The sequence below is a fragment of the Massilia sp. Root335 genome, assembly GCF_001425685.1.
Taxonomy (GTDB): Bacteria; Pseudomonadota; Gammaproteobacteria; order Burkholderiales; family Burkholderiaceae_D; genus Telluria; species Telluria luteola.
In genome coordinates, this window is sequence record NZ_LMCY01000043.1 from 40,595 (window position 1) to 52,639 (window position 12,045).

The 12,045-nt window shown below is 66.2% G+C and carries 11 protein-coding genes; all 11 read left to right on the forward strand.

Annotated elements, in window-relative coordinates; all coding sequences use genetic code 11:
- Position 1: 1 nt before the first annotated feature.
- On the forward strand, positions 2-982 hold the full coding sequence (locus tag ASC93_RS21505; protein WP_056447303.1) for a GDP-L-fucose synthase: 981 nt from the start codon (positions 2-4) through the stop codon (positions 980-982).
- A gap of 120 nt (positions 983-1,102) precedes the next feature.
- Positions 1,103-2,152 (forward strand): EpsD family peptidyl-prolyl cis-trans isomerase, encoded by a 1,050-nt coding sequence (locus tag ASC93_RS21510; RefSeq protein ID WP_056447306.1) that lies wholly within the window; start codon positions 1,103-1,105, stop codon positions 2,150-2,152.
- 33 nt (positions 2,153-2,185) lie between these two features.
- Positions 2,186-2,974 (forward strand): polysaccharide export protein EpsE, encoded by a 789-nt coding sequence (gene epsE, locus ASC93_RS21515; RefSeq protein WP_056447309.1) that lies wholly within the window; start codon positions 2,186-2,188, stop codon positions 2,972-2,974.
- A 50-nt stretch (positions 2,975-3,024) separates the two neighbouring features.
- Positions 3,025-4,434, forward strand: a complete 1,410-nt coding sequence (gene epsF / locus ASC93_RS21520) for a chain length determinant protein EpsF (protein WP_056447312.1) — start codon at positions 3,025-3,027, stop codon at positions 4,432-4,434.
- A 15-nt stretch (positions 4,435-4,449) separates the two neighbouring features.
- A complete protein-coding gene (epsG, locus tag ASC93_RS21525; protein WP_056447313.1) occupies positions 4,450-5,319 on the forward strand; it encodes a chain length determinant protein tyrosine kinase EpsG in 870 nt (289 codons plus the stop codon).
- 1 nt (position 5,320) lies between these two features.
- Positions 5,321-6,241, forward strand: a complete 921-nt coding sequence (xrtB, locus tag ASC93_RS21530) for an exosortase B (RefSeq protein ID WP_056447317.1) — start codon at positions 5,321-5,323, stop codon at positions 6,239-6,241.
- Entirely contained in the window at positions 6,238-6,930 is a 693-nt protein-coding gene (epsI, locus tag ASC93_RS21535) for an exosortase-associated protein EpsI, B-type (RefSeq protein WP_056447319.1), read from the forward strand. The genes xrtB and epsI overlap by 4 nt, the downstream gene beginning before the upstream one ends.
- A gap of 24 nt (positions 6,931-6,954) precedes the next feature.
- A complete protein-coding gene (locus ASC93_RS21540; RefSeq protein WP_056447324.1) occupies positions 6,955-8,421 on the forward strand; it encodes an O-antigen ligase family protein in 1,467 nt (488 codons plus the stop codon).
- Entirely contained in the window at positions 8,418-9,947 is a 1,530-nt protein-coding gene (locus ASC93_RS21545; RefSeq protein ID WP_056447327.1) for an oligosaccharide flippase family protein, read from the forward strand. Before ASC93_RS21540 ends, ASC93_RS21545 begins: the two co-directional genes overlap by 4 nt.
- Positions 9,944-11,155, forward strand: a complete 1,212-nt coding sequence (locus ASC93_RS21550; RefSeq protein WP_229412827.1) for a glycosyltransferase family 4 protein — start codon at positions 9,944-9,946, stop codon at positions 11,153-11,155. The genes ASC93_RS21545 and ASC93_RS21550 overlap by 4 nt, the downstream gene beginning before the upstream one ends.
- Before the next feature lie 3 nt (positions 11,156-11,158).
- Positions 11,159-11,938, forward strand: coding sequence for a glycosyltransferase family 2 protein (locus tag ASC93_RS21555; RefSeq protein WP_082548240.1), 780 nt, complete (start codon positions 11,159-11,161; stop codon positions 11,936-11,938).
- The last annotated feature ends 107 nt before the right edge of the window (positions 11,939-12,045 follow it).

Here is a 12,045-nt window from a genome sequence, read left to right on the forward strand (position 1 = left end):
GTTGAATACTGAACCCCGCATCTATGTGGCCGGCCATAACGGGCTGGTCGGTTCTGCCATCGTGCGCGTGCTGCGCGCGCAAGGGCACACGAACATCGTCACGCGCAGTCACGCGGAACTCGAGCTGACCGACCAGGCCCAGGTCCGCGCGTTCTTCCGCAGCGAGCGCATCGACCAGGTCTACCTGGCCGCGGCCAGGGTCGGCGGCATCCATGCGAACAACACGTATCCGGCCGAGTTCATCTACGACAACATGATGGTGCAGGCGAACGTCGTGCACGAAGCGTGGCAGAGCGGGGTCGAGAAGCTGCTGTTCCTCGGTTCCTCGTGCATCTATCCGCGCCTGGCCCAGCAGCCCATCAAGGAAGAGTACCTGATGAGCGGCATGCTGGAGCCGACCAACGAGCCGTATGCGATGGCGAAGATCGCCGGCATCAAGCTGTGCGAAAGCTATAACCGGCAATACGGCACCGACTACCGCAGCGTGATGCCGACGAATCTGTACGGTCCGGGCGACAACTATCACCCGGAAAACAGTCACGTGATCCCCGCCCTCATGCGGCGCTTCCACGCGGCGAAGCTGGACGGCGCACCGGAGGTCCTGATCTGGGGCAGCGGCAAGCCGATGCGCGAATTCCTGTACGTGGACGACATGGCGGAAGCGAGCGTCTACGTGATGAATCTCGACCGCGACACGTATGCCGCGTCCACCGACCCCATGCATTCGCACATCAACGTCGGCACCGGCGAGGACGTCACGATCGCGGAGCTGGCGCGCCTCGTCGGCGAGACCGTCGGCTACCGCGGCCGCATCGCGTTCGACACCAGCAAGCCCGACGGCACGCCGCGCAAGCTGCTCGACGTGTCCAAGCTGAAATCCCTCGGCTGGCAGGCACGCACGCCGTTGCCGGACGGATTGCGGCGCGCGTATGCGGCCTTCGTCGATCTGATGCAGAGCCAGCAAAAACGGGCCGCGGCCTGAGTCGTCGCGGGGCGGAGCCTTACGGCTGAGTGTTAATTGACGAACAGATACCGAGCCGTGCGGCTCCCAGAATGAACGGGCTATAAAAAGAGTTCCACACGATCCTCCCGAGGAAACCAAATGAACAACAACCACGTGGCTGCCATCATGAAGACATCCCCCCTTACCACTCCCAAGCGCGTGCTGTGCGCCGCGCTGATCCTGGTTGCGGCAACCTTGAGCGCGTGCGGCGACAAGGCGAAGGAAAAGAAACCCGGCCAGGCGCTGGCGAGCGTGAACGGGGAAGAGGTCACGGTGCTCCAGCTCAACGAGGAATTGCAGCGCGCGGGGGTGTCGGCAGCCCAGCAGGACGCCGCCAGCAAGCAGTTGCTGCAGGTACTGATCGACCGTCAGTTGCTGCAGGAGGCGGCGGCCAAGGAAAACCTCGACCGCGATCCCAAGGTCATGCAGGCGATCGACCGCGCCCGCGCGCTGATCATCGCGCAGGCCTACTTGCAGAAACGCATCGGCAGCGCGACGAAGCCGGCGCCGGCGGAAGTCGAGGAATACTACAACAAGCATCCGGAGTTCTTTTCCAACCGTAAGCAGTTCAGCATGAACGAACTCGTGATCCCCGCCAACGACCTGACGCCCGAGCTGCGCAGCGCGGCCGACAGCGCCAAGTCGCTGGAAGAGGTCGCGGTGTGGCTGGACGCGCACAAGATCAAATACGGCCGCAACCAGGTCACGCGCTCGACGGCCGACGTGCCGCCGCAACTGTCGTCCAAGCTGCTGGGCATGCCCAAGGGCCAGCTCTTCGTCGTCAAGGAAGGTCCGCGCGCGATGTTCATTTCCGTCGCCGAAATCAAGGACGCGCCGGTGAACCTGCAGGTCGCGTCCAGCCAGATCGAGCAATTTCTTGTGAACCGCAAGAACAAGGAGCTGGCCGTCGCCGAACTGCAGCGCCTGCGTTCCAGCGCCAAGATCGAGTACCTGAACAAGTCGATGATGCCCGATCCCAAGGCCGCACCGACCTCACCCGCCGGCGCCGGCCCATCCAGCGCGGTGGCGAACGCCGATCCCGCCGCGACAGCTGCGCCGGCCGCGGCAGCAGTCGAGGCCGCACCGGCCGACAACGCATCCGGCGCAGACAAGGCAGCGCTCGATCGCGGCGTCGCCGGACTGAAGTAATTCGAATCATTTGACGAACAAGAAGGAGTGAACATGAAACGACTCGTACACTGGATGATTGCGGCGGTCCTCACGGTCAGCGCGGGCATGGCTGGCGCGGCGGAAATCCTGCTGGGCCCGGGCGATGTGGTCAAGGCATCGGTCTACGGCAGTCCCGATCTCGCGGTCGAAACGCGCGTGTCGGAAGGCGGCACCATGACCTTCCCGCTGCTGGGCGAAGTGCAGGTCGGTGGCCTGACGACGCAACAGGCGGAAAAGAAGATCGGCAACCTGCTGGAAAAAGGCGGCTACCTCAAGAAGGCGCAGGTCAACCTCCTGATCACCACGCTGGCCAGCCAGCAGGTGTCGGTGCTGGGCCAGGTCAACCGTCCGGGCCGCTACCCGGTCGACGGTCCGCGCAAGGTGCTCGACCTGCTGGCGCTGGCCGGCGGCATCGGCCCCGAAGGCGGCGACATGGTCAGCCTGGTGCGCACCCGCAACGGTGTCACCACGCGCGAAACCATCGACGTCGTCGAGATGGTGCGCAAGGGCGAGCTGAACCGCGATTATGAAGTCGCCGGCGGCGACATCATCTTCGTCGAGCGCGCACCGCGTGCCTACATCACGGGCGAGGTACAGCGTCCGGGACCGTTCCGCCTGGAGCGTGCGATGACCGTCCAGCAGGCCCTGTCGGCCGGCGGCGGTCTCACGCAGCGCGGCACGCAGCGCGGCCTGCGCATCACGCGCCGCGATGCGAGCGGGGCGCAGCATACGATCGATGCGAAGGCGGATGATCTCGTGCAAGTGGACGACGTCATCACGGTAAAAGAGTCGTGGTTCTGATGTAGCGACGGCGTCCGGTTTTTTGTTCCACTCCGTTTTAAAGGTTCATCATGAACGTTCATCAATTCCTGCTGATCTTGCTTGCACGGAAGAAGATCATCCTGACGACCCTGCTGGTCACGGTCGCGCTGGCCCTCGGGTTCAGCCTGATCCAGGCCAAGACGTACAAGGCGACGGCATCCGTTCTGTTGAACTACAAAGGCGTGGACCCACTGACCGGACTGACGATGCCAGGGCAGCTGCTGCCGGGCTATATGGCCACGCAGATCGACATCATCAGCAGCAAGAACGTGGCGCTGCGGGTCGTCGATGCGCTGCATCTTGCCAATAGCCCGGCCGTCATCGAACAGTTCAGGGATGCGAACGACGGCAAGGGCTCGGTGCGCGACTGGCTGGCCGACCTGCTGCTGAAGAAGCTCGAGATCGTGCCGTCGCGCGAATCGTCCGTCGTCGAGATCAGCTTCAAGGGCGCCGACCCGCAATTCGCGGCCGCGGTGGCCAATGCGTTCGCCGACGAGTACCAGAAGATCACCGTCCAGCTCAAGACCGATCCGGCCAAGAAGACGGCCGCCTACTTCAACGAGCAGACCAAGCAGTTGCGCGACAACCTGGAAGCGGCACAGGCCCGCCTGTCCAAGTACCAGCAGGAAAAGGGCATCGTCAGCCTCGACAACAACCGCGTGGACGTGGAACTGGCGCGCCTGAACGATTTGTCGGCCCAGCTCGTCGCCGCGCAGACGGCCGCGATCGAAGGTAATTCGCGCCAGGCCGCGGCCGGTTCCGCGCTGACGTCGCCCGACGTGGCCAACAACGCCCTGATCCAGTCGATGCGGTCCAACGTCGCCCAGGCCGAAGGCAAGTTCGCCGACACGGCGCAGCGCTACGGCCGCAACCACCCGCAATACCAGGCGGCCAAGGCCGAACTGAACAAGGTGCGCGCCGAGTTGAACGCGGCGCTCGGCACCGTGTCGCGCAGCGTGGGTGCGAATGCCCAGGTGCTGCGCCAGCGCGAAGCGGAACTGCGCGAAGCCGTGGCCCAGCAGAAAGCGAAGGTGCTGGAGATGAACCGCGCACGCGACGAACTGGGCGTGCTGCTGAAAGACCTCGACAGCGCGCAGCGGGCGTTCGATTCGGCATCGCAGCGCTTCTCGCAGACGCGCATCGAAGCCCAGTCCGAGCAATCCGACATCTCGCTGCTGAACCCGGCCGTGGCGCCGACGCAGCCGTCGGGTCCGCGCGTGCTGCTGAACACGCTGATCGCCTTCCTGCTCGGCACCGTTCTCGGCGTCGGCCTGGCGCTGCTGCTGGAACTGCTGAATCGTCCGGTGCGTTCGGCCGGCGACATCAAGGAAATGCTGGGTATTCCCGTGCTCGGCACGATCGAATGGAAGTCGCCGCGTGGACGGACGGGCGGCATCCGTTCCCTGATGACGCCGCGGCGCCTGCTCCGTCTTAACTGATCCTGGGACTTGAACATGAATTCTCCGATTCTCAACACGCTGCCCGCAGGACAGGGACCCGAATCGAGCATGGGCGCGCTCCTGCTCGATTCGGGCAAGCTCAAGCCGGAAGACGCCGAACGCGTGCTGCGCATGCAGAAGGAGACCGGCATCCGCTTCGGCGAGGCGGCCGTGCGGCTGGGCCTGGTCAGCGAGGATGACATCCAGCAGGTGCTGGCGCGCCAGTTTTCGTACCCCTATCTGCAGAAAGGGCAGGCCGGGCTGTCGCCCAAGCTGCTCGCCGCTTACGATCCGTTCTGCCCGCAGGTCGAATCGCTGCGCGCGATCCGCAGCCAGCTGATGCTGCGCTGGTTCGCGCGCGGGCGCCGGGCGCTGGCCATCGTCGGCGTCGACCCGGAAGACGGCGCCGCGCTGTTCGCCTCCAACCTGGCGATCGTGTTCTCGCAACTGGGCGAACAGACGCTGCTGGTGGACGCGAACCTGCGCGCCCCGCGCCAGCAGGACGCGTTTGCGCTCAAGCCGCGCCAGGGCCTGTCCGACCTGCTGGCCGGCCGCGCCGACCTCGACGTGATCGCGCGGGTGCCGGCGTTCGTCGACCTGTCGATCATGCCGGCAGGGACGTTGCCGCCGAATCCGCAGGAATTGCTGGCGCGCGAAGGCTTCCGCAACCTGAACACGCAGCTGGAAAGCCGCTACGACATCGTGCTGTACGACGTGCCGCCGTTCCAGTCCGGCGTCGATTCCGTCGCGGTGGCGAGCCGCGCCGGCGGCGCGCTGCTGGTCGCGCGCAAGAACTACACCCGGATTTCGCACATCGGCCGCGCCGCCGAGCAACTCGTCGACGCCGGCTGCGAAGTCCTCGGCTCGGTGGTGATGGAGTTCTGACATGGACACCGGAGCACGCGTCAGCAGGACCCGGCAGCATGCGCCGGACATGCGTGCGCTGCGCGCCGTCCTGCCCGAATGGTGGCCGGTCTTCCTCGGCCTGGCCATCCTGTTCGTTCCCACGTTCTACGACCTGTTCACCGGCCCGTGGATCGGCGAAGAGCAGGGCCACGGGCCGATCATCTTCGGCCTCGCGCTGTGGCTCATCTACCGCAAATGGCCGGAGGTGCTGGCCGCGACGACGCCGCCCCGCTCGAGCTGGGCCGGCTGGCCGATCCTCGCCATCGGCCTCGTGGCCCACCTGCTCGGCCGTTCCCAGCACATCCTGATGCTGGAGATCGTGTCGATCATCGTCGTCATGGCGGCCGTGCTGCTGGTCAAGCGCGGCGGCCGCGCGCTGCTGGTGCTGTGGTTCCCGTTCTTCTTCATGATCTTCATGGTGCCGCTGCCCAGCGAATTCGTGGCGGCCGTCACGATGCCGATGAAGATGGCCGTGTCGTGGGCCACGGAACACCTGCTGTTCGCGTTCGGCTACCCGATCAGCCGCTCCGGCGTGATCCTGCAGATCGGCCAGTACCAGCTGCTCGTGGCCGACGCCTGCGCCGGCCTGCAGACGCTGCTGACCCTCGAGGCGCTGGGCCTGTTCTACCTGAACCTGATGCGCCACCCGTCCGCGTTCCGCAACATCGGCCTGGCCCTGTTCATCATCCCGATCTCGTTTTCCGCCAACGTGATCCGCGTCGTCGTGCTGACCCTGATCACGTATTACTTCGGCGATGCGGCCGGGCAGGGCTTCCTGCACGGGTTCGCCGGCATGGTCCTGTTCGTCACGGCGCTCGTGCTGATCCTGTCGATCGACTCCGCGCTGCAGTGGTACATTCGGCACCGTTTGCACGGTACTGAGAAAGGTAGGGCGGCATGAACCGCAAATTCCTCGCCAGCGTGATCCTCGGCGTGACGATGGCGGGCACGTCCGCGCTGACGGGTGCGCTCACGCCGAAGCAGAAGGTGGCGGCCGTCCAGGAACACTTCGACCTGGAGACGATGATTCCCAAGCGCTTCGGCAACTGGACGGTCGACAACACCGTCGTGCCGCTGACGCCCGACGAGACCCAGAAGGAACTCATCGCCACGCTGTACGACCAGACGCTGGCGCGCACGTATGTCAACGATGCCGGGCAGCGCGTGATGCTGTCGATCGCCTACGGCGGCGACCAGAGCAAGCAGCTGCAGCTGCACCTGCCCGAAGTCTGCTACGTGGCGCAGGGCTTCGACATGGTCCAGGATCACAAGGCCGAGCTCGCTACGCATTACGGCGGCGTCCCCGTCAAGCGGCTCGTCGCGCGCCAGAACGCGCGCAACGAACCGATCACGTATTGGGTGACGATCGGCGACAAGGCCGTCATGTCCGGCCTCGGCCAGAAATACCAGCGCTTCCTGTACGGCCTGACCGGCAAGATTCCCGACGGCATGCTCGTGCGCGTGTCGACCATCGAGGCCGACGAGAACAATGCCTACCGCGTGCAGGACCGCTTCGTGAACCAGATGCTGGACGCCATGTCGCCGCGGGACCGCCTGAAGCTGCTGGGCGCGTCCACCAACAAGGGTTGACGTCCAACCACCAGAGCCAACCCGATGCAGAACATCCTCCTGTACATATATACCTCGCTGCCGTTCGTCGTCGTCGCGCTGCTGGCGGTGCTGGCCGTGGCCGGGATGGGCGTCGGGATGGTGTGGCCGCGCTTCCTCGCCTACGTCTACATCGCCGTGTTCTTCTTCATGAATTCGACGAGCTACGGTTCGCTGGCGACGGTCGGCTCGCCGGGCGTGTACAGCCGCGGCTCGGGCGTGCTGTTCTTCCCGCTGCTGCTGTGGTGCATGCTCGGCGCGTGGTGCTGCGCGCGCGTCTCGGCCAGCTTCCAGCGCTATCCGGCGCCGCCGTGCGACCTGCGGCCCTGGTTCCTCGCCTGGTTCCTGCTGCTGGGCGGCCATGTGGCCGTGGGGATGTTTTCCAACGTCACGCTGGCGGAAGTGCTGGCGCCGTCCGGGTTTTCCAACATCGTCTGGATGGCGCCGCTCGTCTCGCTGCTGCTGCTGTCGTTCCGCACCCGTGAGCACGCCATCGAACTGTCGCGCTTCATCATGCTGGCGGGCCTGACGCGCGCCCTGTTCGGCCTCGTGCGCTGGGCGTTCCTCGGCGGCGACCCGAACAACGTGTATGCGAACATGAACGACATCAAGATCAAGCTGACGTTCTTCGACATCAACGACAGCCTGCTGTGCACGATCGCCTTCGCCATCGCCGCCGTCAACCTGTTCCAGGTGGTCAGGAACAAGCGCTCGCTGTTCTGGACGACCGTCGACTGGGCCACGCTGTGCACGACAGCGGCCTGCATCGTGCTGTCCTACCGACGCAGCGCGTGGATCGGCTTCGTGCTGGCCTTCCTCATCATCATGATGCGCTTCCCGCTGCAGCGCCGCATCCACATGCTGGCGCTCGGCGCGCCCGTGATGGGCGCGGGCCTGCTGTATGCGGCGATCCGGCGCCTGGGCCACACCAAGGGCGCGGGGGGCGGGCTGTCCAGCCTGTTCTACGACATGGAATCGCACCGCTTCGGCGCCGAGAGCGAACGCGTGCTCGAGTTGAAACTCGCGCTGGCCGATTTCGTGTCGCACCCGCTCACGGGCATCGGCACATGGGGCCGCTATTCCGGCTACCAGCAGATCTCGTGGCAGACGGGGCAGGACGGCGGCCTGTTCCTGCACAGCGGCGTGCTGCACATCGCCCTCAAGGCCGGCCTGCCCGGGCTGATCCTGCTCGGCGGGACGATCTGGATGTTCACCCGCTTCGCGCGGCGTGCGCTGCGCACGCTGCCGCCGGAACTGCTGGGGCTGGCGACGGCCGGCGCCGCGGGCCTCGCCTTCATGTTGCCCGACCTGCTCGTCGGCACGCCGTTCCCGCAGATCCGCACCACGCAGATGCTGGCGATCTGCCTCGCGCTGCCCTACGTGGCGATGGCAGTCGCCCGCCAACAGCCGGCCGTGCAGCCGGTCCCGACCGCCAAGCGCCGCCACGTCAACCTGGTGCCGGCGCGCGTATGAATCTCAGCCTCGTCCGCAACGCCTTCTCGAACCTGCTCGGCGCCGTGATCCCGGCGCTGGTGGCGCTGGGGACCGTGCCGCTCGTCGTCAAGGGCCTGGGCGATGCCAGCTACGGCGTGTACTCGCTCGTGACGGCGATCGTCGGCTATTTCGCCGTCATCGACATCAACGTCACGGCGGGCTCCGTCAAGTTCATCGCCGAATTCAACGCCGACCGGAGCCTGCCCCGCGCCCAGGAACGCATCGACGAGACCGTATTCTTCGGCCTGTCCGTGTATTCGCTGCTGGGCGTCATCGGCGGGCTCGGCCTGTTTTTCGGCGCGCATGTCTTCGTCACCCGCGTGTTCTCCGTGCCGACCGCGCTCGAACACGAGGCCGTCGCGACCCTGAAGCTGGCGGCGCTCGGCTTCTTCCTCGGGCAGCTGCAGAGCTATCTGCAGAGCGTGCCGCAATCGCTGATGCGCTACGACATCGCGAGCCGCATCGAGATGCTGTTCGGCACCTGCGTGCCGCTGCTCACGGTGGCCGTGCTGATGCTGGGCTATGGCCTGTTCGAAGTGATCCTGCTGCGCGTGATCGCGAGCGCCATCAACTGCGCCGTGCTGTGGCGCTGCATCCGCGGCCTGCTGCCGGAACTGCGCTACCGCCGGCCGGGTGCAACGATCCGCAGGGAACTGCTGGGCTTTTCCGCCTACTCCTTCCTGAGCCGCTTCGCGAGCCTGTCGTATGCCTATGCCGACAAGCTGATCATCGGCGCGCTCGTCGGCGTCACGGGCCTCGCCTACTTCACCGTCGCGTCGACGCTCGCGAACCGCATCCTGAGCCTCACCTACCGCCTGTCCGGCGTCTTCTTCCCGGCCGCCAGCACCCTGGCCGCGCGCGGCGAACTCGACCGCTTGAAGAAGCTGTATCTCAAGGCCAGCCGCTACGTCGTGTTCATCAACGCGTCCGTGCTGGTGCTCGTCGCCGTGTTCTCCTACCAGATCCTGTATTACTGGATGAACCCGCAGTTCGCGCGGGCAGGGCAGGTCGTGCTGGCCGTGATGGCGCTGTCGCAATTCATCGATTCGCTGACGAGCCTGCCGTCGCTCGTGAACGACGGCATGGGCCATCCGCGTTTTTCCGGGATGTTCGCGCTGGCGCGCGCGGCGTTCGGCCTGCTGGTCGTGTACCTGGGCGTGGCCGGCTGGGGCATCGAGGGCGCGGCCTGGGGACACCTGATCGCCTCCGTCCTGCTGACCTGCGCCTTCCTCGTGGCCGTGCACGGACGCACGGTGCCGGCGCAGCTGCATGACTTGGTGCACAGGTCGTATGCGCCCAGCGTGTTCGGCGTCGGCGCGGTGGCGCTCGCCGCGCACGTCGCCAACCGCTGGTTCGACGGCGGCCCGCTCGACCTGGTGCTGCTGGTGCTGTTGACGATGGCGCTGCTGTTCGCCTACGGCGCCCTGTTCGTGATCGAGAAGGACGACAAGGACCTGGCCTGGTCGCGCGTGAAGGGCTTGTTGTCGACGAGGAAAACGGTTTGAAGATCCTGATGGTTTCGGAGGACTTGCCCGGCACCCAGATCGGCGGCCTGGGCAAGCACGTGGTCACGCTGTCCAACGCCCTGCTCGAAGAAGGGCATGAAGTCGACATCATGGGGCGCAGCGACCGCTTCCATGCCGGCAGCGCGCTTGACATCGGGTTTCGCGGGCGCCTGCTGCCGGGCTTTGCGTTCGCGCGCCCCGGCTGGAAAGAGTCCCAGCTCGGTTTTTTCAACCCCGTCAAGCGGCCCGTGTTCGCGCGGCGCGTGGCGCGCGCGCTGATGCGCGAGGCCGCCGGATACGACGTCGTGCACTACCACGGCCACCTGCCGATGGCGGGGCGCTATGTGCCGCGTGACGTGAACTTCGTGCAGACGCGGCACGACCAGGGCAGCGAATGCGTGACGCACCTGCGCTTCAAGGACGAGCACGTCTGCGAGACGCGCGACGTGCGCGACTGCGCGGCCTGCATCCACCCGACGCCGAATTCGCTGCGCCGTACCGTGTCCGGCCTCGCGGTGGGCCGCTACCGTTCGGAGGCGGCCGACGCGTTCGCGCGCCACAAGACCGTGTTCGTGTCCGACTTCCTGCGCCGCGCCTTCCTGCGCGCGGTGCCCTACGCCGACCTGTCGCGCGCGCGCGTGATCCACAATTTCATCCGCTATCCGATGCTGCGCGAGCACGCGGTGGGCCCGGCCGACGTCAGGGCAGGGGATATCCTGCTGGTCGGGCGCATCGATGCCGGCAAGGGCTTCGGCGAATTCCTGCTCCAGGTCCAGGGCTGGCTGCCGCCGCATGCCCGGGTGACTATCGTCGGCGATGGACCGCTGCGCGCGCGCCTCGAGGCCCGCTTTGCCGGCCCGCAGGTGCGTTTTCTCGGCTGGCAGCCCTACGACGAGGTGATCCGGATGTCGGCGCGCAGCCACGCCCTCGTCGTGCCGTCGGTGTGCGAGGAAGCCTGCTCCACGACCGTGCTCGAGGCGCTGGCGCTGGGCAAGCCATGCGTGGCGCTCGCGCGCGGCGGCACGCCGGAGCTGGCGGCCTACCAGTACTACGACGGCCAGCTGCAACTGGCCGAGACCATGCCGCGCCTCGTGGAGCGGCTGGTCGACATCCTGGGGCGTGCGCCAGCGACGGTGCCGCTGCCGGATTCCTTCCCGATGGACGTGTTCCACGCCATTCCCCAGATCCTGGACTTCTATCACGAGTGAATGATGAACAAACCGACCTTTTCGATCGTCACCTGCACCTGGAACAGCGCCGCGACGCTGGCCGACACCCTCGCGTCCGTGCAGCGCCAGACCTGCCAGGACGTCGAGCACATCTTCGTCGACGGCGGCTCCACCGACGGCACGCTGGAGATGATCGCCGCCTACCCGGGCAACAAGCGCGTGCTGCGCGACGTGGGCGGCGGCATCAGCCGCGCGATGAACCAGGGCATCATCGCTGCGACGGGCGAATACGTGGCGCACCTGCACTCCGACGATTATTATGCCGGCGACGACGTGCTGGAAACCGTCGCCGCACGCTTTGCGAGCGAGCGCGTGGACTGGGTGTTCGGCACCGTGCAGGTGCTGAAGGACGGCCAGCTGGTGCCGCCGTACCGGCTGGTGCCGTTCAGCTATCGCGCGTTCGCCGCGGGGCGGGCGTCCGTGCCGCATCCGGCCGTCTTCATCCGCAGGAGCGCGTTCGGCCGCGTGGGCATGTTCGACGAGACGCTCAAGTACGCGATGGACATCGACCTGTGGCTGCGCCTGGGCCGGGTGGCGCGTCCCGCCACCGTCGACCGTCCGCTGACGGTCTTCCGCGACCATGCGGGCAGCGTCTCGTCCGCCAACAAGATCAAGGCGCGCCAGGAAGAGTTCGCGGTGCGCCGCCGCTACATGAAGCAGGCGCCGCTCGCATTCGGCATCTATTGCCTGCGCTACCTGAAACGCATGCGCGCCCTGCGCGCCGAGGCGGCGCATGGGGGCATGCCCGCCGTTGCGCACTGACGAGTGCGGCAGGCGTGCGCCAGTCCGTTATCCGGTAATGCTATCGTAATGTTTGTTCAGAATTAATTTATCAATAAACTTGTCGAAGTTATTCATATGATGGCGAT